At 65.6% G+C, this 24523-nt stretch carries 26 protein-coding genes, 1 tRNA gene and 1 pseudogene; 15 read left to right on the forward strand and 13 right to left on the reverse strand.

What is annotated here, in order from left to right; translation table 11 throughout:
* Positions 1-125 precede the first annotated feature (125 nt).
* From KXD98_RS18035 to KXD98_RS18050, 4 genes are all read left to right on the forward strand, one after another.
* Positions 126-989, forward strand: coding sequence for an NAD(P)-dependent oxidoreductase (locus KXD98_RS18035; RefSeq protein WP_260759722.1), 864 nt, complete (start codon positions 126-128; stop codon positions 987-989).
* Complete coding sequence (locus tag KXD98_RS18040; protein WP_260759723.1) at positions 986-2494, forward strand: class I adenylate-forming enzyme family protein; 1509 nt, start codon at positions 986-988, stop codon at positions 2492-2494. Before KXD98_RS18035 ends, KXD98_RS18040 begins: the two co-directional genes overlap by 4 nt.
* Positions 2495-2534: 40 nt before the next feature.
* On the forward strand, positions 2535-2837 hold the full coding sequence (locus KXD98_RS18045; protein WP_260759724.1) for a hypothetical protein: 303 nt from the start codon (positions 2535-2537) through the stop codon (positions 2835-2837).
* A gap of 64 nt (positions 2838-2901) precedes the next feature.
* On the forward strand, positions 2902-4374 hold the full coding sequence (locus KXD98_RS18050; protein ID WP_260759725.1) for an adenylate/guanylate cyclase domain-containing protein: 1473 nt from the start codon (positions 2902-2904) through the stop codon (positions 4372-4374).
* A gap of 37 nt (positions 4375-4411) precedes the next feature.
* On the opposite strand, the gene KXD98_RS18055 is transcribed toward KXD98_RS18050, so the two are convergent.
* Genes KXD98_RS18055 through KXD98_RS18070 form a run of 4 tightly spaced genes read right to left on the reverse strand, consistent with a single transcriptional unit; the run spans position 4412 to position 9334 of the window.
* Positions 4412-4807, reverse strand: coding sequence for a Zn-ribbon domain-containing OB-fold protein (locus tag KXD98_RS18055; RefSeq protein WP_260765282.1), 396 nt, complete (start codon positions 4805-4807; stop codon positions 4412-4414).
* Positions 4808-4836: 29 nt separating this feature from the next.
* On the reverse strand, positions 4837-6045 hold the full coding sequence (locus KXD98_RS18060) for a thiolase family protein (RefSeq protein WP_260765283.1): 1209 nt from the start codon (positions 6043-6045) through the stop codon (positions 4837-4839).
* A 56-nt stretch (positions 6046-6101) separates the two neighbouring features.
* Positions 6102-8324, reverse strand: coding sequence for an acyl-CoA dehydrogenase (locus KXD98_RS18065; RefSeq protein WP_260759726.1), 2223 nt, complete (start codon positions 8322-8324; stop codon positions 6102-6104).
* Positions 8321-9334, reverse strand: coding sequence for an NAD-dependent epimerase/dehydratase family protein (locus tag KXD98_RS18070; protein ID WP_260759727.1), 1014 nt, complete (start codon positions 9332-9334; stop codon positions 8321-8323). Before KXD98_RS18070 ends, KXD98_RS18065 begins: the two co-directional genes overlap by 4 nt.
* Positions 9335-9435: 101 nt before the next feature.
* On the opposite strand from KXD98_RS18070, the gene KXD98_RS18075 reads away from it, so the two are divergent.
* Both KXD98_RS18075 and KXD98_RS18080 read left to right on the forward strand, forming a co-directional pair.
* Positions 9436-10017, forward strand: a complete 582-nt coding sequence (locus KXD98_RS18075) for a TetR/AcrR family transcriptional regulator (RefSeq protein WP_260759728.1) — start codon at positions 9436-9438, stop codon at positions 10015-10017.
* On the forward strand, positions 10014-11849 hold the full coding sequence (locus KXD98_RS18080) for a sulfatase-like hydrolase/transferase (protein WP_260759729.1): 1836 nt from the start codon (positions 10014-10016) through the stop codon (positions 11847-11849). Before KXD98_RS18075 ends, KXD98_RS18080 begins: the two co-directional genes overlap by 4 nt.
* A gap of 15 nt (positions 11850-11864) precedes the next feature.
* On the opposite strand, the gene KXD98_RS18085 is transcribed toward KXD98_RS18080, so the two are convergent.
* Positions 11865-13127 (reverse strand): amidohydrolase family protein, encoded by a 1263-nt coding sequence (locus tag KXD98_RS18085; protein WP_260765284.1) that lies wholly within the window; start codon positions 13125-13127, stop codon positions 11865-11867.
* 36 nt (positions 13128-13163) lie between these two features.
* Here KXD98_RS18085 and KXD98_RS18090 point away from each other — a divergent pair, with 36 nt between their 5' ends.
* Both KXD98_RS18090 and KXD98_RS18095 read left to right on the forward strand, forming a co-directional pair.
* Entirely contained in the window at positions 13164-14015 is an 852-nt protein-coding gene (locus KXD98_RS18090) for a helix-turn-helix transcriptional regulator (RefSeq protein WP_260759730.1), read from the forward strand.
* Positions 14016-14061: 46 nt separating this feature from the next.
* A complete protein-coding gene (locus tag KXD98_RS18095) occupies positions 14062-14298 on the forward strand; it encodes a hypothetical protein (RefSeq protein WP_260759731.1) in 237 nt (78 codons plus the stop codon).
* A 3-nt stretch (positions 14299-14301) separates the two neighbouring features.
* Here the strand turns inward: KXD98_RS18095 and KXD98_RS18100 are convergent, their stop codons facing one another.
* Positions 14302-14910 carry a TetR/AcrR family transcriptional regulator gene (locus KXD98_RS18100; protein WP_260759732.1) on the reverse strand — a complete coding sequence of 203 codons (609 nt, stop codon included), beginning with the start codon at positions 14908-14910 and terminating at the stop codon, positions 14302-14304.
* A 215-nt stretch (positions 14911-15125) separates the two neighbouring features.
* On the opposite strand from KXD98_RS18100, the gene KXD98_RS18105 reads away from it, so the two are divergent.
* The 4 genes from KXD98_RS18105 (at position 15126) to KXD98_RS18120 (ending at position 17571) form a co-directional block, all read left to right on the forward strand.
* Positions 15126-15896, forward strand: coding sequence for a hypothetical protein (locus tag KXD98_RS18105; RefSeq protein WP_260759733.1), 771 nt, complete (start codon positions 15126-15128; stop codon positions 15894-15896).
* Entirely contained in the window at positions 15893-16642 is a 750-nt protein-coding gene (locus KXD98_RS18110; protein ID WP_260759734.1) for a hypothetical protein, read from the forward strand. Before KXD98_RS18105 ends, KXD98_RS18110 begins: the two co-directional genes overlap by 4 nt.
* 108 nt (positions 16643-16750) lie before the next feature.
* Positions 16751-17269: a cytochrome c oxidase subunit 3 gene (locus KXD98_RS18115; RefSeq protein ID WP_260759735.1), complete on the forward strand. Its 519-nt coding sequence runs from the start codon at positions 16751-16753 to the stop codon at positions 17267-17269.
* A 2-nt stretch (positions 17270-17271) separates the two neighbouring features.
* Positions 17272-17571 (forward strand): cytochrome C oxidase subunit IV family protein, encoded by a 300-nt coding sequence (locus KXD98_RS18120; protein ID WP_260759736.1) that lies wholly within the window; start codon positions 17272-17274, stop codon positions 17569-17571.
* 123 nt (positions 17572-17694) lie between these two features.
* Here the strand turns inward: KXD98_RS18120 and KXD98_RS18125 are convergent.
* Positions 17695-17778 (reverse strand) — tRNA-Leu (locus tag KXD98_RS18125).
* A gap of 137 nt (positions 17779-17915) precedes the next feature.
* Between KXD98_RS18125 and KXD98_RS18130 the strand changes: the two genes are divergently transcribed.
* From KXD98_RS18130 to KXD98_RS18140, 3 genes and pseudogenes are all read left to right on the forward strand, one after another.
* Positions 17916-18287: a hypothetical protein gene (locus tag KXD98_RS18130; protein WP_260759737.1), complete on the forward strand. Its 372-nt coding sequence runs from the start codon at positions 17916-17918 to the stop codon at positions 18285-18287.
* Positions 18288-18344: 57 nt separating this feature from the next.
* Positions 18345-18725: a DUF3817 domain-containing protein gene (locus KXD98_RS18135; protein ID WP_260759738.1), complete on the forward strand. Its 381-nt coding sequence runs from the start codon at positions 18345-18347 to the stop codon at positions 18723-18725.
* Positions 18715-19710: pseudogene (locus KXD98_RS18140) on the forward strand (acyltransferase family protein); the annotation flags it as partial. The gene KXD98_RS18135 and the pseudogene KXD98_RS18140, both read left to right, overlap by 11 nt.
* Before the next feature lie 74 nt (positions 19711-19784).
* Here KXD98_RS18140 and rdgB read toward each other — a convergent pair.
* From rdgB to KXD98_RS18170, 6 genes are all read right to left on the reverse strand, one after another.
* Positions 19785-20393, reverse strand: a complete 609-nt coding sequence (gene rdgB, locus KXD98_RS18145) for an RdgB/HAM1 family non-canonical purine NTP pyrophosphatase (protein WP_396881574.1) — start codon at positions 20391-20393, stop codon at positions 19785-19787.
* 14 nt (positions 20394-20407) lie between these two features.
* A complete protein-coding gene (gene rph / locus KXD98_RS18150) occupies positions 20408-21190 on the reverse strand; it encodes a ribonuclease PH (protein WP_260759739.1) in 783 nt (260 codons plus the stop codon).
* A 9-nt stretch (positions 21191-21199) separates the two neighbouring features.
* Positions 21200-21994, reverse strand: coding sequence for a cyclic nucleotide-degrading phosphodiesterase (locus tag KXD98_RS18155; RefSeq protein ID WP_260759740.1), 795 nt, complete (start codon positions 21992-21994; stop codon positions 21200-21202).
* Between the two features lie 61 nt (positions 21995-22055).
* Positions 22056-22886 carry a glutamate racemase gene (gene murI / locus KXD98_RS18160; protein WP_260759741.1) on the reverse strand — a complete coding sequence of 277 codons (831 nt, stop codon included), beginning with the start codon at positions 22884-22886 and terminating at the stop codon, positions 22056-22058.
* Positions 22883-23560, reverse strand: coding sequence for a rhomboid family intramembrane serine protease (locus KXD98_RS18165; protein ID WP_260759742.1), 678 nt, complete (start codon positions 23558-23560; stop codon positions 22883-22885). The genes murI and KXD98_RS18165 overlap by 4 nt, the downstream gene beginning before the upstream one ends.
* Entirely contained in the window at positions 23557-24519 is a 963-nt protein-coding gene (locus KXD98_RS18170; protein ID WP_260759743.1) for a cysteine synthase, read from the reverse strand. Before KXD98_RS18170 ends, KXD98_RS18165 begins: the two co-directional genes overlap by 4 nt.
* Positions 24520-24523 lie beyond the last annotated feature (4 nt).

The following is a 24523-nucleotide window of genomic DNA, read 5'->3' on the forward strand; positions in this document are numbered from 1 at the left end:
AGGCAAAGGTGCACGCTGAAGTGGGTGCACGATCCCCAACGGCGCTGGCGAAGCCCCGGCAGACAGTGATTATGGGATTCGCCTAAAATGAGAACGACACTATCTGGTGCCGTATGAGGAGGCTCATGTCCAGCTTGCCGAGCGCGACCACGTTCGCCAACCGCACCATGATCGTGTCCGGCGGTAGCCGCGGCATCGGTTTGGCGATCGCGCTGGGCGCCGCCCGTCGCGGAGCCAACGTGGTACTGCTGGCCAAAACGGCCGAACCCCACCCGAAACTGCCCGGCACCGTCTTCACCGCGGTCACCGAGGTCGAAGCCGCCGGCGGCAAGGGGGTTGCCGTGGTCGGCGACGTCCGTAAAGAAGACGATGTCGCGCGCGCCGTGCAGGCCGCGGTCGAGCACTTCGGCGGTGTCGACATCGTCGTCAACAATGCCAGCGCGATCGCCACCGAACCGACCGAAACGCTGCCGGTCAAAAAGTTCGACCTCATGATGGACATCAATGTCCGCGGCACCTTCCTGCTCACCCAGGCAGCACTCCCGCATCTACGAGCGTCGGACAACCCGCACGTGCTCACCCTGGCGCCGCCGATGAACATGAACCCATACTGGCTGGGTGCGCACCCGTCTTACACGCTGTCCAAGTACGGCATGACGCTGCTGTCGCTGGGCTGGGCCGAGGAGTACCGCCAGGAGCGAAACGGCGGGGGCATCGGATTCAGCTGCCTGTGGCCCGAGACCTACATCGCCACCTCGGCGGTGACCAACCTCGCCGCCGGGTCCGACCTGGCCAAGGCCTCGCGCAGCCCGCAGATCATGGGAGACGCGGCGGCGGTGATCCTGTCCCGGCCCGCCGCCGCGGTCACCGGCAGGTGTTACATCGATTCCGAGGTCCTCGCCGAAGCGGGCGTCACCGATCTGTCCCGCTACGGCGGCGGGGACGATCCGATCCGTGACATCTTCGTCGATGCCAAGGTAAGCGCATGAGCATCTCCCTACTGCTGGAGATGGCCAGCTCCAGCGACCCCGACCGCACCGCGGTGGTCGACGACGACCTGCGCCTGACCACCGACGAACTCAGCGCGCTCGCCGATGGCGGCGCCGGCGTGATCGCCGCCTCGGGCGCACAGCACGTGGCCTACGTCGGCACCGGTGGCGCCATGCTGCCGCTGCTGTTGTTCGCCTCGGCGCGGGCCGCCGTGCCGGTCACACCGCTGAACTACCGCCTTTCGGCCGACGGTCTGCGCGCACTGCTCGACCGGCTGCCCGACCCACTCGTGGTGGTCGACGACGAGTATCGCGAGGCGGTCGGCGACGGTTACCGGACGATGTCGTCGGAGGCCTACCTCAGTGCCGCCCGCACCGCCGAGCCGGTCGTCGAGTTCGCCGACCCCGACTCCGTGGCGGTGGTGCTGTTCACCTCGGGCACCACTTCCAAGCCCAAAGCTGTTGAGCTGACCCACAACAACCTCACCAGCTACATCACCGGCACGGTTGAGTTCGCGTCGGCCGAACCCGACGACGCGGCGCTGATCTGCGTTCCGCCGTATCACATCGCCGGTGTCGGCGCTGCCTTGTCCAACCCGTACGCCGGACGAAAAATGGTGTACCTGAGGCATTTCGATGCCGAGCGTTGGGTCCAGTTGGTCCGTGCCGAGCACGTCACGTCGGCGACGGTGGTGCCGACCATGCTCGACCGGATCGTCAGTGTCCTGGAGGCTCAGGGCACAACGCTGCCAACGCTGCGCACGCTGGCCTACGGCGGGTCGAAGGTGCCACTTCCCCTGGTCCGCAAGGCGCTCTCGCTGCTACCCCAGGTCGGGTTCGTCAATGCCTACGGGCTGACCGAAACCAGCTCGACGATCGCCGTACTCACCCCTGACGACCACCGCGCCGCTCTGGCCGCCACCGACGACGCTGCCGGCCGCCGGCTGGGATCGGTCGGTCAGCCGGTCCCCGGCATCGAGGTCCAGATCCGCGCCGAGGACGGCACCGTGCTGGGTCCCGACGAGCCCGGCGAATTGTTCGTCCGTGGCGACCAGGTGTCGGGTAGGTACACCGACATCGGCTCGGTCCTCGACGGTCAGGGGTGGTTTCCCACCAAGGATGTCGCCTACCTCGACGCTGAGGGCTACCTGTTCATCGGGGGACGCTCTGATGACACCATCATCCGCGGCGGTGAGAACATCGCTCCTGCCGAAATCGAGGACGTCCTGGTCGAGCACCCGCACGTCCGTGATTGCGCGGTGGTCGGAGCCGACGACCCCCAGTGGGGCCAGATCATCGTCGCGGTGGTGGTGCCGCAGCCCGACGAACAGCCTGACATCGAGGACCTGCGCGCACATGTGCGCGCACAGCTGCGGGGATCCCGCACCCCCGATCGGGTGGTGTTCCGTGCGGAATTGCCCACCAACGCGACCGGCAAGGTGCTGCGCCGCGAACTCGTTGCCGAACTGAATCAGGACCGGTCGTCGGCCCAGCCGGCGACATAACGATCGCCGGCCCAGCCGGCGCGACACAAGGAGCCCCTGCATGATCAAGAACGGCACCCGCCTGCAGTCCCAGGTCTGTGACACCCAGGTCATCGTGGTTCGTAGCGCCGAGAGCCTCGACGACCTGCGGGCCGGCGGCGCACCGATGGTCCCCGTCGGCAGCGACGTCGACTCAAGTCTGTCGCTGGAGGATTCGCTGTCCGAGGGCAACCTGATGGGCAAGCGGTACGTCGACGACAACGGCGCCGAGGTGCTCGTCACCAAGGCCGGCAAAGGCACATTGAGTGTCGGGGCGACGCCGTTGGCGCTCAAGGAAGCCAAGCCGCTTCCGGCCAGTGACTGACGACGCTGCAAATCCGGCCCGGCAGTCGTAGGTCGGACGCCCCCCGGCTGATACCTTCGGCCCGGTGAGGCCGCCACGCCTGTTGCTCCGCTACACCGCGGGCCTGACCTCGGCGTGGCTGTTCACCCTCGGCGAAGTGGTGGCGATCGTCATGTCGCTGGCTGGGCGCAGCGTCGTCACGACCGGCAATGCCGTCGCGCTCGCCGTGATCGCGACAGTCGGCACCGGCACGGTGGCCATCGGCGCTATCGCGATTCTGAGCCCCTCGCTTCGCTGGCTGGATGCCGGGCGTGAGCCCACCGCCTCCGAGGTGCGGACCGCGGCCAAGACCATGCGCCGTCAGGCCTCGATCACCGTCGCCCCATGGGTGCTCACCGCGGCGATCATTGTGCCGCTGAACCTCGACGCCCCCGTCGACGCATTTGTGGTGCTCACCTCGGCGACCCTGTTCGGGGCCATCGCCACCGTCTGTACCGGGTTTCTGTTCACCCTGCGCGCCATCCGCCCGTTGCTGGCCGCGGTACCCACCGACGAGGTACAGCCGGTCGCGCCCGGCGTACGGGCGCGACTGGTCCTCATGTGGGTGGTGTGCACAGGCCTTCCCGGCACCGCGATCGCGGTGCTGCTGGTGTTGCGTGCCAACAACTGGCTGCTCGACCCCGCCACACCGATCGAGCTCGCGGTCTTCGTGTTGGCTTTGGTCGCAGTGGTCCTGGGGTTTCGCGCCATCATGCTGGTATCGATGTCGATCTCCGACCCAGTGGGCGAGGTGGTCGATGCGATGGCCGACGTCGAGAAGGGGAATTTCGACCGGGCCATCGAGGTCTACGAGTGGTCTGAGATCGGGCGTCTGCAAAGTGGGTTCAATCGCATGGTCGCGGGTCTGCGGGAACGCAACCGACTGCGTGACCTTTTCGGACGTCATGTCGGCGAGGAGGTCGTCCGGCGGGCTGTCGAGCAGAATGAGTCCCTGTCCGGTGACGAACGTGACGTGGCTGTCCTGTTCATCGATCTGGTCGGCTCCACTCGTCTGGCGGTCGACCGCGAGCCTCATGAGGTAGCCGACATCCTCAACGACTTCTTTCGCATTGTGGTGGCCGCGGTCGACGACCGCGACGGTCTCATCAACAAGTTCCAGGGTGATGCCGCGCTGGCGGTGTTCGGCGCACCGCTTCGTATCGACGATCCGGTGACCTCCGCTATGGCGACGGCCCGCGCCCTGGCCACCGAGTTGCGCACGCTTCCGGTCGACTTCGGCATCGGGGTGTCAGCGGGCGCGGTCTTCGCCGGCAATATCGGAGCCGAGAACCGCTACGAGTACACCGTGATCGGCGACGCCGTCAACGAAGCCGCCCGTCTGGCCGACTACGCCAAGGAGTTCGACGAACGCGTCCTGTGCGCGGGGGCCGCATTCTCGCGCACGCCGCCCGATGAGGGTCGGCATTGGGCGCCTCGAGGCGAGACCACCCTGCGCGGCAGGACCGAGACGACAGCCGTCTACTCTCCGACCGTCGACGCACAATCACCGGCGCGGTGACCCGTTCGGCGCCTGCGTGACCGCGCAACCCGCACGGTCAGTCATCGGCAGGCGCGTATCGCAGCATCGTCACATCGTGCTCGGGATAGTCACAGAAGACCGGTTTGACCCGCATGCCGATCCTGATATCCCCGGGTTCGACGTCGACCAATTCGGTGGAGAACCGCGGGCCCTCGTCCCATTCGACGATCGCCAGCAACTGCGGTACCGCATCGGCGAAATGCGGGCCGACCGGACGGCGGGCCACCGTATAGGAGTACAGCGTCCCCATTCCGGAGATCTCTCGCCACTCCAGGTCGTCGGCCAAGGTTCTGGGCGCACGCACCCGCGGGTAGAAGACGTAACTCTGCAGAGACGGTGAGTACTGGATCCGCACCCGATGTTCGGACAACGCGTCCCAGAATGGTGCTGTGGTAGGGGTTTTCACCGGCATCGGTCGCTCGAATGACGCAGGGGTCACGGTCAACTTCCTTCCAGCACCAGGGTGGTCTGCTCGCTGAGAATGCCGCCGTTGCCGGACACGAATGCCCGATTGCAGTCGCGCACCTGTGCAGAACCCGCACGCCCCATGATCTGCCGGGTGGCATCACAGACGTGGTGCATGCCACCGGCGTTACCTGCCTGCCCGAACCCAAGCTGTCCACCGGCGGTGTTCAACGGAAAGTCTCCACCAAACGTCAGGTCGTGAGAGGCAAGGAACTCCATGCCCTTTCCCTTCTCGCAGAAACCCGCATCCTCCAAGCTGAGCAACACGGTGATGGTGTAGCAGTCGTAGATGGACACCATGTCCATCTGATCGCGAGTCAGGCCGGACATCGAGAACGCCATGTCCGCTGCGTGCGCGATCGGCGTGTTGAGCAGGTCCTCGGCGTAGGTCGGGGTCTTGAACGGCACCTGTTCCCCGAAACCCCTGATCCACACCGGCCGGTTGGCCGCTCGTGCCGCGAGCTCTGCGCTGGCGACGACCACCGCTGCGCCGCCGACACACGGCATCACGATCTCCAGCATGTGCAGCGGGTCGGCGATGACCGGGCTGGCCAGCACATCCTCGATCGTGACCGGCTGGTGTTGCCAGATCGCGCCTTCGGTGTGCGTGGCGTTGAAGCGCTGATCGACGACCAGCTTGGCCATTGCGCGTTCGTCGTAGCCGTAGACCGAGGCATACCGCTGGGCGACCTGACCGTACGGCCCGTTCTGGCCGAGGTTGCCATAGGGAATCTCGAATTCGGCCTGCGGCGAGCCGAATCTGTTGCTCGATGCCCCGAAGAATACGGCGTCGGACAACGATCGGGGCTTCTTGTCTGAGGTCGGCGTGATGTAGCGGGCCGGAATCGCGCATAAGACAACGTCACAGATACCCAACTCGACTGCAGCCGCAGCCCGCCAGACCATGCCGACGGCGCTGGCGCCGCCCAGGTCGACCAATTCTGCGAAGTTGGCTCTTACACCCAGGTATTCGGTCACCGTGGACGGAACGAAGATCTCACTTTCGTCGAGGTGTGTGGTGACGATTCCGTCGACGCGCTCACCGGGGAGTCCGGCGTCGGCGAGCGCCGCCGATCCGAGTTCTGCCCACTGCTCAAGCATGAACGGCGCCGGAGTCGACTTGTTGAGTCGCTCCGGAGGTAGTTCGACATAGCCGACTATGGCCGCTTCGCCGCGCAATCCCATGGGCACTCGCTTTCCTTCGATGGTCCGCCGATCGCGGGGGTGTCCGGTTCGGTCGATCACCCTCGGGGAAGCCCGAGGATCATCTGGGCGATGATGTTGAGCTGAATCTCCTTGGTACCGCCACCGATCAGTTCGGCCGGAAGGTGAAAATAGGGTTCGACGACCACCGGATCGGAGTCTTCGACCAGCGCTGCCGGGGCCGCGAGGTCGAGGGTGGCTGTGAACGTCCGGCGCAGCATCACGTTCATAGCGACCTTGGCGATACTCGATGTCGGACCGGGCGCTTGCCCGTCGAGCAGACGCATGACCTCGCGCACCGCCAGCACTTTGATGGCATTGGCATAGGCATCGGATTCGCCCAGTGCGACAAGCACCCGCGCGTGGTCGGGGCGGTCCTGCCCGGCCAGGGTGCGCAGAATGTGGGCCCGGTCGAAGTTGACATAGCCGCTGATGGCCACCCGTTCCTGAGCCATCGTCGCGATGGCCAGGCCCCAGCCATCGGTAGGACCACCGAGCAGCAATTCGTCGGGCACGAACACGTCATCGAGAAACACCTCGTTGAAGTGCGCTTCGCCGGTGGCCTGACGGATCGGTCGCAGCTCAACTCCTGCTGAGCCCATGTCGACGATGAAGTAGCCGATGCCCCGGTGTTTGGCGGCATCGGGATCGGTCCGCGCCAACAGCGCCCCGTAATCGGCAACGTGGGCTGAGGAGGTCCAGATCTTGTGACCGTTGATGCGCCATCCGCCCTCGACCCTGGTGGCCCGGGTGGTCAGCGAAGCCAGGTCAGAACCCGCGCCAGGCTCACTGAACAGTTGGCACCAGGTCATATCGCCGCGCTGGGTCGGTGGGATGAAACGCTGCTGCAGATGCTCGGACGCCGAGGTGATCAGCGCGGGCAGTATCCACTCGGCGATGTTGAGGGAGGGCCGCACCAAGTCGGGCCGCTTGGCGAACTCCTCGTCGATGATCAGCAACTGCACTTGAGTGGCACCCACACCCCATGGCTTCGGCCAGTGCGGCGCGATCAGACCGGCCTGCGCCAGCAGCGTCCGTTGTGGGCCGGTGGCAAGATTCGGGTAATCACCCTGGCGGCCTGGCCGGTCATTGCGCAGGGTCGCCGCCTCGTCGAGCACGCCGGCCACCCAGGCACGGAACTCGGCGTCCACGTCACCCAGTTTCACCGACACATCCCGACTGTGACGACGGGTAAGAGACCCGAGCTCCTGGGCGACGTTGCCGACAGGTCCGATCGAGGCAGCCATGCTGGTGGCCTTGCGCCAGTACAGATGCAGGTCGTGCTCCCAGGTGAAACCGATAGCACCGAACATCGTCAACGCATCGAATACCAGATCGGGTGCCGGCGCGATGGCCATCAATGCGCCGGCGCCGGCCGCGATCTGGCTTTGCACCGGCGACTCCGACACCGCGCGCACGGCGTCCCATGCCGCAGCGGTCGCGAGTTCACAATTGACCAGCAACATCGCCGCCTGGTGCTGCAGCGCCTGGAAACTGCCGATCGGCCTGCCGAACTGCTCCCGGGTGCGCAGATGGTCGATGACTGCGTTCAGACACCAGCGCACCGTCCCGGCAGCCGAACACGCTGTCAGAGCCACCGCAATCGATCGGGCGCGCGCCTCGTCGATGTCGTTCAGTACGGCACCGGATCCCACGACGTGTCCATCGAGATGCAGGACACCGACGTCGACCGTCTTGTCGGTGCCCGTCCGCTTTTCGACGCTGACGTGGGCTTGCGCGGGGTCGACCACACACCACACCGTTTGACGCTCCGCAGCGGCTGCTACGACGACAAACTGGGCCGAGCAGATCCCGACCGTCGCACTCGAGACGCCGCGCAACTCCCATCCGCCGTCCACCGGGGTGGCACGAATGGTGTTCTGCACCGGCAGAACCAGAGTCGCGGCCGCGCCTTCGGCAAGCCGGGTCAGCAGCGCCGCAGCGACCGCACCGTCGCCCGCCTGCATCACAACTGCACCTGCGATCACCGTCTGCAACACCGGCCCGGGCAGCAGGGCCGTCGCAGCCGCCTCCAGTGCACAGCCGGCGTCGACCATTGTCCCGCCTTGGCCACCCACCCGCTCCGGCAGGTGCACAGCATGAAAACCATTCTGGATGAACGCATTCCACCATTCAGGGAGTTCACCGGCGGCCAGCGAGTCGAATGCTGCTCGGGTGGCGTCGATCGGCGCGTGCCGAGCGGCGAACGCAGTCACGGCCTCGGCGAGTTGCTGTTGCTCGGGCGTCAGCGCGATGCTCACGGGGCGACCTTCTCAGATGCAGTTCTGCGATGGCGATCGCGGAAGAAACGGGCCGCGGCGGCGATCGCGTCGGGCGTCGGCTGTGGCTGCCAGCCCAGCTCACGCACTGCCTTCGAGTGATCCATCGGCGACATGATGTTCATCAGTCGGATGTTCAGGGGCGTGAACTTGGTATCGGTGCCGCGAACCCGCGACACCGCATCGTTGACATGACTCAACGCCGACATCAGCCGGATCGGGACAGCGCGCTTCGGAGGTGCGACGTCGACGGCCGAACAGCCGATCTGGTAGATCTCCCGAGCGGTCATGAACCGCTCGGAGACGATGTAGCGCTCCCCCGGCCGCCCTCGCTGCCCGGCCAAGAGCAGCGCCCGAGCGGCGTCCTCGATACCGACCACCTCGGACTGGTAGCCGTCGATGTAGAACGGCAGCTTGCCGCGCACCGCGGCAGCCAGCAGGCCGCCGTGCGGTGTCGGGAGCCAGTCACCCGGGCCATAGGTATTGGCCACACACATCGCCACACCCGGTAACCCGCGGCCGGCATAGTCGAACACCAACCGCTCCGCCGCCACCCTCGACGCGATGTAGTCGCCGCCGACATCGCCCCAGTTGTGCGCTGTGGTCTCGTCGGCCAGCCCGTGCGAGCTCAGGCCGATGGTTCCGATGGTGCTGGTGAAGACGAAGCGCGACAGCCGGGCCCGCACAGCGACGTCGAGCACATTGCGCAGGCCGTCGACGTTGGTGCGCCACAGCGGTTGTGGGTTGCGTAGCCACGGTCGCGCATCGACCACACAGTGGTACACGACGTCACAGCCCTGCATTGCCGACTGCAATGCCTCGGTGTCGAAGACATCCCCGTGGTGCACCTCCACGGGTAGTCCGTCGATGCCGCGGGTCGAACTCGTGGAGCGGATCAGGACACGTATGTCGTCTTCCCCACGGACGACCAACTGCTTGGCGACATGTGACCCGAGAAATCCACTGGCGCCGATCACCAGCTTCGTCGCCATCACTCACCTTTCGCCATTGGCGAGACGCACCGTCTCGTTGTGTGGGAGACTACGGGGCGATGTCCTCGCGTGTAAAGCCACCGACGAACAGGACGCAACCGATGACCACCGACGTCACCACGCCGCGGCGCCGCAGCGAGAAGTCCCGGCTCGCGATCGTCGGCGCCACCCGCGAGATGCTGATGGAACGGGGATTCGACAAGCTCAGTATCGAGGCGGTGGCTGCTCGCGCAGGCGTGGGCAAGCAGACGATCTACCGGTGGTGGCCCAGCAGACATGCTCTTGTCGCCGATGTCATCCTCGAATACGCCGACCGCATCCTGCGCCCGATCGCCGATACCGACGACCTCGTCGCCGATTGCTGTGCGTGGGCCGCCGATCTGGCCAAAGCGCTGACCACCGCCCGCGGCAACGCGATGCTGCGCTTGCTGACCACCGCGGGCATGGAGCATCCCGATACCGCCGCGCGTCTGCGTGCGGGTTTCAGCGTTCCGTTGCACGACACCGTGCGCAACCGACTCCAAGCCGCGGGGCTGAGCCCCGATGATGTCCGCGATTGCGCCGATGCCATCGTCGGCGGCGTGGTGTACGCCATCCTCAGCGAGGGGCGGTCATTCGACCCTCGGCGCGCCGAGACGATTACCCGCACGGTGCTGACTGGAATCCGGGGAGGGACCCCATGACCGATACACGTCCCGACCTCGTCATCGTGATGACCGATGAAGAGCGGGCGACACCGCCTTACGAGGGTGCGCAGCTGCAGCGCTGGCGTGGCGAAACCCTTTCGGGCCGTGCATGGTTCGATCAACACGGTGTCAGCTTCACCCGCCACTACACAGGCTCGCTGGCCTGCGTGCCGAGCCGGCCGACGATTTTCACAGGTCACTACCCCGACCTGCACGGTGTCACCCAGACCGACGGAATCGGCAAGGCTCACGACGACTCTCGGCTGCGCTGGCTGCGCCGGGGCGAAGTGCCGACCATGGGTAACTGGTTCCGCGCCGCCGGCTACGACACCTACTACGACGGCAAGTGGCACATCTCCCATGCCGACCTCATCGATCCCGCCACCGGGAGATCCCTCGACACCAACGATGACGACGGGCGTATCAACCCCGCCGCGGTGGCGCGCTACCTCGCAGCCGATCCGCTGGACCCGTACGGCTTCTCGGGATGGGTGGGACCCGAACCCCACGGTGCGAAGATGTCGAACGCCGGCATCCGGCGCGACCCATTGATCGCCGACCGCGTGGTGTCCTGGCTACATGACCGGTATGCGCGCCGGCGCGCCGGTGACCCGGCGGCGCTGCGACCGTTCCTGTTAGTGGCCAGCTTCGTCAACCCGCACGACATCGTGCTGTTTCCGGCATGGTCGCGGCGCAGCCCACTGACACCGTCCCCGCTGGACCCACCCCCCGTCCCAGCCGCCCCTACCGCGGCAGAGGACCTGTCGACCAAGCCCGCGGCACAGCAGGCCTTCCGGGATGCGTACTACTCCGGCTACGGTCCGGCTCGGGCCATCGAGCGAACGTATCGGCGCGGCGCCCAGCGTTACCGCGATCTCTACTACCGCCTGCACGCCGAGGTCGACTCGCCGATCGATCGGGTGCGGCGGGCAGTCACCGAGGGCGGTTCCGGTAGCGGACCCGACGACACCGTACTGGTCCGCACCGCTGACCACGGTGATCTGCTCGGCGCCCACGGCGGTCTGCATCAGAAGTGGTTCAACCTCTACGACGAAGCGACCCGGGTGCCATTCGTCATTGCGCGGATTGGCAACCATCCCACAACGGCGCGCACCGTGAGCGCACCGACATCCCACGTCGACCTCCTGCCGACGCTGCTGGCGGCGGCCCGAGTCGATGTCAGTTCGGTTGCCGGACAGCTGGCAGAGCGTTTCACCGAAGTACACCCGCTGGTGGGACACAACCTGATGCCGGTGGTCGACGGCGCACCGGCCGACGATGACCGCCCGGTGTACCTGATGACGCGCGACAACGTGCTCGAAGGCGACACGGGCGCGTCGGCGGTCGCGCGCGCAATGCGGTTGACAGCGAGAGTTCCACGCGCACTGCGTATCCGGATTCCAGCCAACACCGGAGCCAACTTCGAGGGGTTGGTAAATAGAGTCGACGACGGTTGCGCCGAAGGCGGCCGTGGGCATCTGTGGAAGCTGGTGCGTTCGTTCGATGACCCGTCGACGTGGACCGAACCCGGGGTACGACAACTGGCTGCCGATGGCCCGCAAGGACTGAGCTATCGCAGCACTCCACTTGACGACCAGTGGGAGCTTTACGATCTGACCGAGGATCCCATCGAAGCGCACAACAGATGGACCGACCCGCAACTCCACGAGCTTCGTAGCTTCCTGCGTTCACAGCTGAAATCCTTGCGGACACAATCTATTCCAGAACGGAATCGACCGTGGCCCTACGCCGAGCGCCGATCGGCCCTGGCGCCGAGACGCCGGCCGGTCCGGGACGCGCTGATGGCGTTGCGCCGCCGGCTGCGCTGAGCGGCGAGCCGGCAATCAGGCTCCGGCGAGCTGCTTTTCCCGGTACAGCCGCGCCCATTCGGCGCGCGGCCGGATCGAGGTATCGACATCAGTGGCCTTGGCGCGCAACGCACCCACGGTCGCGTTGGCTTTGGGGGTACGGGCGAACGGGTCCCAGGTGAAGAAATTGCACGCGTTCTGCCAGGTGATCTTGTTGATGTCGGTGGCATCGGCGCCGGCGGCGGTCAACTCCGCGAGCACCTGTTCGGGAGCGTCGGGCCAGAAGCAGTCCGAATGCGGGTAATCGCATTCCCACGCGATGATGTCGATACCGATCTCGTGCCGCAGCTTCAGCGACGTCTTGTCGGTGACGTAGCAGGCCAGCGAATGCTCCCGAAACACGTCGGAGGGCAACTTGTCACCGAAGTCACGGCGCAGCCACTTCTGGTTGGTGTAGTGCCGGTCGGAGCGATCCAGGTAGAACGGTATCCAGCCGATGCCGCCCTCGGAAAACGCGAACTTCAGATCGGGGTAGTTGCGCATCGCCGGGCCCCAGAGCAGGTCCTGGGCGCACATCGCGGACACTTGAGTGGCCAGGATGATCAAGTTGTCGATCGGCGCATCCTTGGCCATCGAGATCGCGCCGAATCCGGTGCCGATGTGCAGGCACATCACCACGTTCTCTTCCGACAGGGTCCGGAAAACCGGGCCCCAGTACTCCTCGTCGAAGTAGCTCGGCAGTCCTTCCAGGTGCGGTAGTTCCGGCATGGTGACCGCACGGCAGCCCTTGGCGGCGACCCGGCGGATCTCCGCGCACATGGCCTCGGGGTTCCAAGTGGGCAGGATCGCGATCGGAATGAAGCGGTCAGGGTAGGACCCGGCCCACTCGTCGATGTGCCAGTCGTTGTACGCCGACACCATGACCAGGGTGCTCTCCTCGCGGTGCATGTTGAGGTGTCGCGCGGAAAAGCCGGTGAAGGTCGGGAAGCACATCGAGGCGAGGATGCCGTTGCGGTTCATGTCGCGCACCCGCTCGTGCACGTCGTAGACACCGGGCCGCATCTCGGCGAACCCGGCCGGATCGCGGCCCCACTCCTCGGCCGGCCAGGAAACCACGGCGTTCAGTCCGCTGACACCCTGTGGGCGGCCCTGGTACATCCACTGATCCACGCCTTTGTCATCGGTGACGACGATCGGTGCCTCCTCTTTGAATTTGGCCGGCACATGGCGCAGGAACATGTCCGGCGGTTCCACGACGTGGTCGTCGATGCTCACCAGGATCAGGTCGTCGGTGCTCAGTTCGGCGCTCATACCTCAGTAGTACCGTCTCCAGACATGACCGCCTCTGCGTTCTCGGACAGAAAGTTGTCCGAGTCGGCCAAACTCGCCGTGCCGGCCGCGCGGCGGGTGATCGACCTACGACGCGGAGGGTGTGCGCTGGGTGGCAGCTACCTCTACGAGGGCGACGCGCTGATCACCGGATGGCACTCACACGACGTACACCAGATCGAATACGCCCTACACGGCGTGGTCGAGGTGGAGACCGATTCGGCGCACTATCTGCTGCCGCCGCAGCAGGCGGCGTGGATCCCTGCCGGCCTCGAACACCAGGCGGTGATGAACCCCGACGTGAAAACAGTGGCCGTGATGTTCGACCGTTCACTCATCGACGATGCCGGTGACCGCGCCCGAATCCTCGCGGTCTCCCCGCTGATCCGGGAGATGATGGTCTACGGTCTGCGCTGGCCCATCGACCGAGCACGCGGCGACGACATCTCCGACGGGTTCTTTCGAACTCTGGCCGCGCTGGTCACCGAGGCCCTCGACTACGAGGCCCCGCTGAGCCTGCCCACCGCCGACCACCCGATCGTCGCTGCGGCGATGGCCTACACCAAAAAGCACCTCGCGACCGCCACGTGCGCGCAGGTGAGCAGGGCGGTGTCGGTATCCGAGCGCACCCTGCGCCGCCTGTTCGCCGACACCCTGGGACTGCCGTGGCGCACCTATCTACTGCACGCCCGTATGCTGCGCGCGATGGCGTTGCTGGCCGCACCGATGCAATCGGTCGGCGACACTGCCGGCGCAGTCGGATTCGACAGCGTCAGCTCCTTTACCCGGGCGTTCACCCAGTTTTGTGGCGAAACGCCGTCGGCGTATCGCCGCCGGGTCACCGAATCGAGCGGGTGAGCTACGGCATGTTTGCCAACCGTCGCGGTGGGGCAATAATTCGGCCATGACAGAAGGCACACCGCATGCGGACGACCCGTTCAACGAGGCGCTCGCCACGACGGGGTTGTTTCTCCTGATGTCTGCTGTCATCGCGCTGGCGGTCGCGCTGGCGAGCTGGGGCATGTCTGAACTGGTGATCGCCGCCCTGGCAGGCTCGGCCGCGGTGATCAGTTTCACGGCCAGCATCTTCTGCTTCAAAACCGAAGCCACCGACCGCGCTGTCGCCGAGGCGCCGATGTAGGGATCAGCTTCCTGCGATCCTCAAGCCGTACCTGTAGGTCGTCAGGTACTCGGTCAACGCGGCCGAACGGGCCGCTTTGTCCTCAGGCATTGTGATCAACAGCGCGTAGAGACCGACGAGGAATGACACACCGCCGTGGACCACGTCGACCTCGGCCGGGATCTCGCCGCGCTCCTGCGCCCGCAGGAGTTCCTCGACCATCGCCGTCACGAACGGGTGTGTCGCCCACTCCTCCGATGGCGGGCGTTTGGTGGTGAAGTGCAGCGCCAGAAAATCCTTGAACAGCCGGACACCGAGTCGACGTTCCAGCTTCACGAGCACCCGAAGAGCCTCGGCGAGCGTGTCACCCACGCCGTGCGGAGCCGCGACGAACCGCGCCAACTCGGCGGCCATCCGCTCCTCTTCCCGCTTCTCCAGTTCGACCAGGATGTGCTCCTTGGTCGGGAAATGAAAGAAGAAGGTGCCGTGGGCCACGCCTGCCGCGGACACGATCGCGCCGACGTCGGCAGCCGCCATTCCGTCACGCTTGAACTCAGCTAGCGCAGCTCCCAGCAACCGCTCCCGTGTCTGCTGTCCTTTTCGAACACGTCGCGGTTTCACGTTGAGAACCATGGTTGTCCCTCTGCGGCCGGTGGGGCCCCAGCCCGCGCACCGACTCTAACCCATGAAACTGACTTCACTCAGAAATACTTTCCTTTTCGGTAGGGAGCAGATACCGTGCGTTCAAGCCCGAAGTGGCTGATTGACAGTCTGATCGACAACATTGAGCAGCTTCAACGATGGTTGCTGCGGCGATTTGATCTGACTCAAGTCAAATGGAGGCGCAGGTGCAGATCCTCGAAGCCGTACAGGACGGACCGAAGGCGGGCAACATCAAAGCCCAGTGGGTCAGCCTGTGGACGGGCCCGGCGGTCGGTTTGGTGCTGTTGATCGCACTGGTGGCCTTCCCGGGTTTCCGGCCGCCGATGTCACCGCTCCTGGGCGCCGACGAGGTGGCGACCTTCTACCAAGCGAACACCGCGTGGATTCGCTTCAGCCAGGTGACGTTCAACCTGTGTGGGATTCTGATTCTGCCGTTCTTCATGGTGATCGTGACGCAAATGAAGCGGATGAGTCAGAGTCATGTGCTGGCATACTGCTACCTGACCGCTGTGGTCAGCGGCGCCACCATCTTCGCCCTGTCCAACATCTTCTTTCTGGTGGCAGCTTTCCGCCCCGAACGCGACCCGAACCTTGTGATGCTGCTCAACGACCTGGCCTGGATCGTGTTCATCGCACCCGTTGGCATGGTGGTTGCCCAGTTCCTGCTGCTGGCGCTGGCCGTCTACCTGGACACCGGGCCCGGCGCGGTCTTTCCGCGGTGGGTCGGGCATTACTCGCTGGCCACTGCTGTGACCATGGTGCCCGCCGCAGGTGCCGCAGTCATGCAGTCCGGACCGCTGGCTTGGGATGGATTGCTGGCCTTCTGGTTACGCAACGTAGCGTTCGCGGCATTTGTGGTGGTGATGTTTTTCGTGCTCCGAAAGGCTGTGCTACAGGAGGCCGCAGCCGACGGAGTCATCGCCAAGGCCGGTGACGACGGGATCGCGGCGGGATGAGCGTCCTGACGCCCGGACGATCCTCGACCACGAATGAGCAGCCGGGCTCGGGCAGGTCCGACGTTCGTCTCGTCACCTGGTTCTTCCCCGCCTGGTACGGCGCCTTCGGCGTGATCATTTGCATCATGGCCCGCGTCACCCCGCCGCCGCGGCCCGACGTGAGCGCCCAGGACAAGGTGTCGTTCTTCGTCAGCAACGGACTGACCATCCAGATCGGCTTCACTGTGCTGCTGATCTTGCTCGGCGGAGCCGCGGTGACCAACGGACTGGTCGCCTACCAGATGAAGCGAATGTCGGTCGGCTCTGCGTTCGCCTACGGTTACCTTGGCGCGATGAGCGTCGGTGCATTGCCAGGCTTCTTGCTCGTCGCGGTGTGTTTTCTGACCGCCACCTTCCGTCCCGAACGCGACCGGGAGATCGTCAGCCTACTCTACGACCTCGGGATGCTCTCGTACAACGGATCTTTGGGTTGCTTTTCGGCGGCCTACCTGGTTTTCGCCATCGCCATCTTGTACGACAAGAACGAGATCTTCCCGAAATGGTTTGCCTACGTGACCATCTGGCAGATCATCACCGAAGTGATCGCAACTCAGATGTTCGTCTTCCAGTCAGGCCCCTTCGCCTGGAACGGTTCCTTGGCCTTCTGGTGGTCGGTGGTGGTGTTCTCCATATGGCTCGGTGCGTTGATCCTGCTGCTGAAGAAGGCCGCCGAGCGTGAACCCAGCGATGCGCCACCGGTGGACTGAGATGCGGAAACTCTGATGACACAACCGACGTCACGGTCTACGGACCCGCGCGACAAACCAAATCCGCCGCCGCGCAGACTGGCCGGACATCTCCCGGGCGACACGGACATGTGGGTCATGGTGCTCGGCGACATGGTGATCTTCGCCGGCTACTTCGTGGTCTACATGATCTACCGGACCATGAACTCCGCGGAGTTCATGGCCGCTCAGCAGCACCTCGACATCAATATCGGCGTGGTCAACACCGTCATCCTGTTGACCAGCTCCTGGTTCATGGCCCGCAGCGTGCTGTCCGCACGAGCAGGGGATCACCGACACGCCATCAAGATGGTTTACGCCGGCGGACTGGGCGGCGTCCTGTTCATCGTGTTCAAGTGCTCCGAGTGGTACGCCAAGATCTCTGCAGGCCACACCAACGCCGATCTGTTCTATTCGTTCTACTACGTCATCACTGGCGTCCATCTGGTTCACGTCCTGCTCGGGTTGATTGTGATGGGCGTGGTCATTCGCGAACTGCGCAATCCCGGTCGCCGCCGCGTGTCGATGGTGGAATCCGGTGCCGTGTACTGGCACATGGTCGATCTGCTCTGGGTCGTCATCTTCGGCCTGCTCTATGTACTGAGGTGAAAATGGCGACAGTTTCCGAATCCCGCCGCGGGCCCGTCACGCAGCGCGCGATCACCTGGGCGTGGGCACTGTTGGTGGCGATCACGCTCGGGACGTGGTGGCTGGCCCCGGCGCACTTCACTGAAACCGTCGAACCCAGCACCGCGATCACCGCGCTGGTATTGGCGTTGACCGCGGTGAAGAGCCGCCTGATCATGCAGTACTTCAAGGAGATCCGCACCGCGCCCCGGTGGCTGCGGCGGGCGACCGACGGGTGGCTGGCCGTGCTGACCGCGGCAGTGTTCGTGATCTACCTGTTCTGAGGCAGCGTCGCACGGCGACGAACTGCTCCCATTGCGGGTCAATGGGTATCACCAGGCCGGTCTCCCCACCGCACCCTGCCACTCGTTCGGTGTGGAGAAACCGAACGGGGCACGGTGATCGAGTGCGGGCGGTGGGACTCGAACCCACACGTTCTTTCGAACACGGGCACCTAAAGCCCGCGCGTATACCAATTTCGCCACGCCCGCAGTGACGGCGATCGTACCAACCTCGACGTGCCGCACTGCGTCCCGAAGGTCGCGCGTGAGTGTCGGCGAGCACGCAGCCACGACCGCCAGGATGGACGAGTTCATCGCATCCAACGATGTCGCGGTACCGTTGAAGGGTGTCCACTACGCGGCGTAGGAGGCCGGCGCTCATCCTGTTGGTGACCGCCGCAGCTGCTGGCTGCCTGGCGTTGGCGTGGTGGCAGTGGGTGCGCTTCGAATCCAGCTCGGGCAGTTTTCAGAACCTGGGCTACGCGTTGCAGTGGCCGCTGTTCGCCGGATTCTGCGTGTACGCCTACTACAAGTTCGTCCGGTATGAAGACGCACCACCGCAGCCGTCGGACCGGCAGGCTGTCACTGAGATCCCCACCGGTCTGTTGCCCGAACGACCCACCGCCGCCCGCGTAGCCGATGACGATGCCACTCTGCGCGAGTACAACGCGTACCTGGCCGCGCTCGCAGAAGCCGACCACCGCAACTCTCGCAACTGACCGAGACGTGAAGACGACCCAGACACCGAGAATTCAGGAAACGACAGGAACCGGTACGTGACCGCACCCAACTCGCCCGCTCCCCTGATCCCCGTCGAAACCATCCGCAAGGCACTGCTCGGCTACCGCGTGCTGGCTTGGGCAACCGGCGTCTGGCTCATCGCGCTCTGCTACGAGATGGTGATGAAGTACGGGTTCGGTGACGACTCGTTGGGCTGGATCGCCGTCGTACACGGATGGGTGTATTTCGTCTACCTGCTGTTCACCGCGAACCTGGCGGTCAAGGTCCGTTGGCCCATCGCCAAGACCGTGGGCGTGCTGCTGGCCGGCACCGTCCCGCTGGTCGGCATAGTCGTCGAGAACATTCAGACCCAGAAGATCAAAGAGCAGTTCGGGCTCGACGGCGCCGCTGCACCGAACCCACACGATGGCCCCTGATACTCGCGACCCTTCCCTGACCGGCCTGCGGGCCGTCGCCGCCCTGCTCGTCGTCGCCACCCACGCGGCGTTTGCCACCGGCTACCTCAACCACGGTTATCTGGGCGCGATCTACGCCCGCCTGGAGGTCGGCGTCGCGATCTTCTTCGCGCTGTCCGGCTTCCTGCTGTTCCGTCCGTGGGTCCGTGCCGCCGTCGAGGAGACGTCGCCGCCACGGACGCGCAGGTATGCACGGCGCCGGGTGCGCAGAATCGTGCCGGCCTATGTGGCGACGATCCTGATCACCTTCACCATCTACCTGTACTTCACCCCCGGCCCCAACCCCGGCCAGAGCTGGCACGGTCTGCTGCGCTATCTCACCTTCACTCACATCTACACCGACAACTACCTCACGTCGCTGCTGCACACCGGCCTGTCACAGATGTGGAGCCTCGCGGTCGAGGTCAGCTTTTATGCGCTGTTACCGGCGTTGGCCTACCTGGTGGTGGGTGCCCGCTGGCGGCCGCGGCGCACGCTGATCCTGCTGATGTCGCTCACCCTGATCACTCCCGCCTGGCTGATGGTGGGGGCCACCACCGAGCTGCTGCCCAACTCGGCCGGGATGTGGTTGCCCGGTCATTTCGCATGCTTCACCGGCGGGATGATGCTGGCGGTGCTGCAACCCCTCGGCGCCCGCTGCCCGGCCGCAATCGCCGTCCCGCTCGCGCTCGCGGCATTCCTCGTGGTTGCCACACCGCTGGGCGGCGCGATATTCGGACCGGATCCGTTCTGGGTTCCGACGGTGAAAGCGATGTTGTTCGCCGTCGTTGCCACCTTTGCCCTGGCACCCCTGGTACTCGGCGGAGACAACATCTTGCGGCGGCTGCTGGGCAGCCGACCTGCGGTGTGGCTGGGCGAGATCTCCTACGAAATCTTCTTGCTGCACGTCGTCATCATGGCGCTGGTGATGGAACTGGTGCTGCAGTGGCCGCTGTTCACCGGCTCGATGCCCGGACTGATCGCCGCGACGCTGGCCGGGACGATCCCGGCGGCGTGGCTGCTGCACCGGCTGACGATGCCTCAGCCCAGCGCCCGCAGCGACGGCAGCAACTCCGCCAGCGCCCGTGCCCGATGGGAAGCCGCGTCCTTCTCGTCCGGTGTCAGTTCGGCGGCGGTCCGGTCCGAGCCGCTCGGCAGGAACACCGGGTCGTAGCCGAACCCGCCCTCGCCGCGCGGTGAACGCGTGATCGTGCCGGCCCACTCCCCGCGGACCACCGCGCAGTCCGCCTCGGCCGGCCCATAGACCAACGCGCACGCTGAGACGAAGGCCGCACCCCGGCGCTCATCGGGCACATCCCCCAGCTGGGCCAGCAACAGCGCAGTATTGGCGGCGTCGTCACCGTGCCGTCCGGCCCACCGGGCGCTGAGCACGCCGGGCATCCCGTTCAGGGCGTCGACCGCCAGGCCGGAATCATCGGCCACAACCGGGATGCCCGTCGCGGCGAACGCATCGCGAGCCTTGGCCAGCGCGTTGTCCTCGAAGGTCGCACCGGTTTCGGGCGCCTCGTCGAACGGCGCCACGTCTTCGAGCGACAGCAATCGCACCCCGACCAGTCCGGCCCCGTCGAGAACCCGCTGAAGTTCGGCCAGCTTCTTGCGGTTACGTGAGGCGACAAGCAATTGCGGCAACGCGCTTGGCCCCGTCAGCTTCCGAATGCCTTCTTCGGCGGCTCTCCGGACTCCGGAAGAACACCCGGGTAGGGCAACTCCAGCGCGGTGCGCTGCACGTCGAACAACTCGTCGCAGGCTGCCATCGCCGCGTCGAGCATCTTGTCGAGCGTGGATCGCGGGAACGTCGCTCCCTCGCCGGTTCCCTGGATCTCGACCAAGGTTCCGGTGTCGGTGGCGACCACATTCATGTCGACCTCGGCGCGCGAATCCTCGGTGTAGGGCAGGTCGACGCGAATGCGTCCGTCCACCACGCCGACACTGACCGCGGCGATCGCGCAGGACAGGGGACGGGGGTCGGACAGCCGGCCCGCCGCAGCGAGGTAGGTCACCGCATCGGCCAGCGCAACATAGGCGCCGGTGATCGCCGCGGTACGGGTGCCACCGTCGGCCTGCAGTACATCGCAGTCGATGGCGATGGTGTTCTCCCCCAGCGCGGCCAGATCGATGCAGGCCCGCAACGACCTGCCGACCAGCCGGCTGATCTCCTGGGTCCGTCCACCGACCCGACCCTTCACCGATTCGCGATCCGAGCGGTCGTGGGTGGCCGCGGGCAGCATCGCATATTCGGCGGTCAACCAGCCCTGACCTGAACCTTTACGCCAGCGCGGCACGCCCTCGGTGACGCTGGCGGTGCACATCACCCGGGTCTCACCGAACTCGACCAGCACCGAGCCGGCAGGATGAGTGGTGAAACCACGGGTGATCGTGACCGGCCGCAGCTCGTCGTCCTGGCGGCCGTCTTCTCGTCTGGACACGGCCCAACCCTAGCGGGTTGTCTCGCGCGCTCCCGCGGCCGCAACCTCGAAAGTCTCGTTGCAGACGACCGCATGAACCGGTCCGTCGAATTCAGCTTTGGCCTCGCTGATGACGTCCTCGCGCGACGTCCACGGCGGGATATGCGTCAGCAGCAGCTCGGAGACTCCGGCGTTGGCGGCCGCGCGACCGGCTTCGGTCCCCGACAGGTGCAACCGCGGCGGCCGGTCCGGTGAGTGTGTCCATGACGCCTCACAGAGGAACACGTCCGCGTCACGAGCCAGGTCGATGAGCGCGTCGCAGTAGCCCGTGTCACCGCTGTAGACGAACGTCGCACCGGACGGGTCGGTGATCCGCATGCCGTAGGACTCGGTGGGATGGCACACCAGGCGTGGGACGATGGTCAACGATCCGATGTCGACGGGTTCGTTGTCCACCCAGTGCCGAATGTCGAAGATGTCGGTGATGTCGTCGACCTCACCGCCCTCCGGGGAGGACGCCGCACCCAGCCGCGCCCAGGTATTGGCCGGGCCGTAGATCATTCCGCGCTGCGGCGCCGGAATCGGGTGGTAACGCCGCCACACAAACAAACCCGGCAAATCCAGACAGTGGTCGGCGTGCAGATGCGACAGCAGCACGTGCACTGCATTCGGGTCGGCGTGGCGTTGCAGCGCACCGAGTACACCCCCGCCGAAGTCCAGGACCAGCGGCGGTGTGTCCGGCGCGGTGACGAGATACCCCGACGCAGGCGAATCTGGGCCGACCACACTGCCGGAGCAACCCAGTACGGTGATTCGCACGCCCACTAGCTTGCCATGCCCGCTGCGTCTCTGGCGAAAACCCCGACGCTTTGGACAACGGAGATCACTACTGCATGCGAACGTGACGCTGGACTGGGCGCACCCCGTCCAGGGTCGGCCCGAGGAATCGCGCCGCCAACGCGGTGAAGGCGGTGGGATCTCCGGTGGCCTCGAACACCCGTTGCGGCCGTGAACCGTCGCCCGGATGGGGTCGGAGCAAATCGCGCTCGGTCAAGACGCGCAGCAGATCCTTGGCCGTCTCCTCGGCGCTGGACACCAGCGTCACGCCGTCTCCCATCACGAGTTGGATCAGCCCCGACAACATCGGATAGTGCGTGCAGCCCAGGACCAGGGTGTCCACCCCGGCGCGCTGCAGCGGCTCCAGGTAACCCTCGGCCAGACCGAGCACCTGCCGGCCGCTGGTCACGCCGCGCTCGACAAAGTCGACGAAGCGCGGACACGCCACACCGAAGACCTCGATGTCACGCGCCGCCGCGAAGGTGTCCTGGTATGCGCCCGACGCGATGGTCGCTTCGGTACCGATGACCCCGATGCGCCCGTTGCGAGTGGTCGCGACGGCGCGGCGAACGGCGGGCAAAATCACCTCGACCACCGGTATCGGCGCATAACGTTCCCGGGCATCGCGCAGGCAGGCCGACGACGCGGAGTTGCAGGCGATCACCAGCGCCTTGATGTCCCGACCGGCCAGGTCGTCACCGATGGACAGTGCATGGGCGCGAATCTCGGGGATGGTCAGCGGACCATAAGGCCCGTTGCCGGTGTCACCGATGTAGACGATGTCCTCGTCGGGAAGCTGGTCGATGACCGCGCGGGCAACCGTCAGTCCACCCACCCCGGAGTCGAAGATCCCGATCGGGCGCAGCGCCTCCACGCTCATGTGTTCAGCGAGGGTGGCTGCACCGGGCGCCGCAACGCGCGGGTCTTGCGCTCGGGTCCGGACAGCAGATACGCCGCGAGCACACCGGCGAGTGCGCCGCTCAGATGCCCTTGCCACGACACACCGAAGGTGCCGGGAAGCACGCCCAGCAGGATGCTGCCGTAGACGAACAACACCACCACACCGGTGACAATCTCCCAGATCTTGCGGGTGAAGAACCCGAACAGGATCAGGAAAGTCAGCCAGCCGAAAATCAGGCCGGACGCGCCGATGTGGTTGGTCTCGATGACCACCCCGTGATAGGTCGGCGCTCCGATGTTTCCGATGAGCCACGTACCGAGGCCGCCCACGACCCAGACGATCGCGGTGGCGTACAGAAACCTGGACAGGCCGGCCAATGTCACCAGGAAGCCGAGCACCAGCGCCGGGCCGGTGTTGGCCATCAGGTGCTCCCAGTTCGAGTGCAGCAGTGGAGCGAACAGAATGCCGGTCAGGCCGTCGGTATCCAACGGTCGAATCCCGTTGCTGTCGAGCTGATGTCCGGTCAGCGAGTCGTAGAGTTCGATCAGCCAGAGCAGGATCACAAAGGACACGATGGTGAGACCACCGACCAACCACGCGGGCCGCTTCTTCGGCTTTGCGGGTAGTGCGGAATATCCACCGGATCCTGTCATGCCCAAAGCTGCCCTTCCAACGCGTCCTCTGCGTCATCCAGGCTACCGGCGTAGGCACCGGTCGACAGATACTTCCATCCGGCGTCACACACGGTGAACGCGATGTCGGCGCGCTCACCTGCCTTGATCGCCTTGGCGGCCATACCCAGCGCCGCATGCAAGATCGCACCGGTCGAGATGCCGGCGAAGATGCCCTCGGTCTGGACGAGTTCACGGGTGCGTCGTACCGCGTCGTAGGACCCGACCGCGAAGCGCGACGTGAGTACATCGGCGTCATAAAGCTCGGGGATGAACCCTTCGTCGATGTTGCGCAGCGCGTAGACACCCTCTCCATAGCGGGGTTCGGCCGCGACGATCTGCACGCCCTGGACATGTTCGCGCAGGAAGCGGCCGGTGCCCATCAATGTCCCAGTGGTACCGAGGCCGGCGACGAAATGGGTGATCTCGGGCAGATCGGCCAACAGCTCAGGCCCGGTCCCGTCGTAATGCGCGGCCGCGTTGGCCGGGTTGCCGTACTGGTACAGCATCACCCACGACGGGTGTTCGGCGGCGAGTTCCTTGGCATGGGCCACCGCGGTGTTGGAGCCGCCCTCGGCAGGTGAGTAGATGATGCGCGCGCCGTAGAGCTCCAGCAGCTGCCGGCGCTCGATCGAGGTGTTTTCCGGCATCACGCAGACCATCTGATAACCCTTCAGCAGGGCCGCCATCGCCAGCGAGATGCCGGTGTTGCCGCTGGTGGGCTCCAGGATCGTGGCACCGGGCTGCAGCCGCCCTTCCCGTTCGGCGTCCTCGATCATGCGCAGAGCCGGTCGGTCCTTGATCGAACCGGTCGGATTGCGGTCCTCCAGCTTGGCCCAGAGCCGGACGTGCGGTGCGCCGTCCCAAGCCGGCGAGAGGCGCTGCAGGCCCACCAGTGGGGTGTTTCCCAGCGCTTCGAGCACAGAGTTGTAGCGCGTCATCGGG

Source organism: Mycobacterium sp. SMC-4 (genome assembly GCF_025263265.1).
In the GTDB taxonomy this organism is placed as follows: domain Bacteria; phylum Actinomycetota; class Actinomycetes; order Mycobacteriales; family Mycobacteriaceae; genus Mycobacterium.

What these genes read in the sequence shown, in the direction of transcription:
- KXD98_RS18035 (WP_260759722.1), top strand. Translation starts at nt 126, where the DNA reads ATGTCCAGCTTGCCGAGCGCGACCACGTTCGCCAACCGCACCATGATC.
- KXD98_RS18040 (WP_260759723.1), top strand. Translation starts at nt 986, where the DNA reads ATGAGCATCTCCCTACTGCTGGAGATGGCCAGCTCCAGCGACCCCGAC.
- KXD98_RS18045 (WP_260759724.1), top strand. Translation starts at nt 2,535, where the DNA reads ATGATCAAGAACGGCACCCGCCTGCAGTCCCAGGTCTGTGACACCCAG.
- KXD98_RS18055 (WP_260765282.1), bottom strand. Translation starts at nt 4,807, where the DNA reads ATGCCGGTGAAAACCCCTACCACAGCACCATTCTGGGACGCGTTGTCC.
- KXD98_RS18060 (WP_260765283.1), bottom strand. Translation starts at nt 6,045, where the DNA reads ATGGGATTGCGCGGCGAAGCGGCCATAGTCGGCTATGTCGAACTACCT.
- KXD98_RS18070 (WP_260759727.1), bottom strand. Translation starts at nt 9,334, where the DNA reads ATGGCGACGAAGCTGGTGATCGGCGCCAGTGGATTTCTCGGGTCACAT.
- KXD98_RS18075 (WP_260759728.1), top strand. Translation starts at nt 9,436, where the DNA reads ATGACCACCGACGTCACCACGCCGCGGCGCCGCAGCGAGAAGTCCCGG.
- KXD98_RS18080 (WP_260759729.1), top strand. Translation starts at nt 10,014, where the DNA reads ATGACCGATACACGTCCCGACCTCGTCATCGTGATGACCGATGAAGAG.
- KXD98_RS18090 (WP_260759730.1), top strand. Translation starts at nt 13,164, where the DNA reads ATGACCGCCTCTGCGTTCTCGGACAGAAAGTTGTCCGAGTCGGCCAAA.
- KXD98_RS18095 (WP_260759731.1), top strand. Translation starts at nt 14,062, where the DNA reads ATGACAGAAGGCACACCGCATGCGGACGACCCGTTCAACGAGGCGCTC.
- KXD98_RS18100 (WP_260759732.1), bottom strand. Translation starts at nt 14,910, where the DNA reads ATGGTTCTCAACGTGAAACCGCGACGTGTTCGAAAAGGACAGCAGACA.
- KXD98_RS18110 (WP_260759734.1), top strand. Translation starts at nt 15,893, where the DNA reads ATGAGCGTCCTGACGCCCGGACGATCCTCGACCACGAATGAGCAGCCG.
- KXD98_RS18115 (WP_260759735.1), top strand. Translation starts at nt 16,751, where the DNA reads ATGTGGGTCATGGTGCTCGGCGACATGGTGATCTTCGCCGGCTACTTC.
- KXD98_RS18120 (WP_260759736.1), top strand. Translation starts at nt 17,272, where the DNA reads ATGGCGACAGTTTCCGAATCCCGCCGCGGGCCCGTCACGCAGCGCGCG.
- murI (WP_260759741.1), bottom strand. Translation starts at nt 22,886, where the DNA reads ATGAGCGTGGAGGCGCTGCGCCCGATCGGGATCTTCGACTCCGGGGTG.
- KXD98_RS18165 (WP_260759742.1), bottom strand. Translation starts at nt 23,560, where the DNA reads ATGACAGGATCCGGTGGATATTCCGCACTACCCGCAAAGCCGAAGAAG.
- KXD98_RS18170 (WP_260759743.1), bottom strand. Translation starts at nt 24,519, where the DNA reads ATGACGCGCTACAACTCTGTGCTCGAAGCGCTGGGAAACACCCCACTG.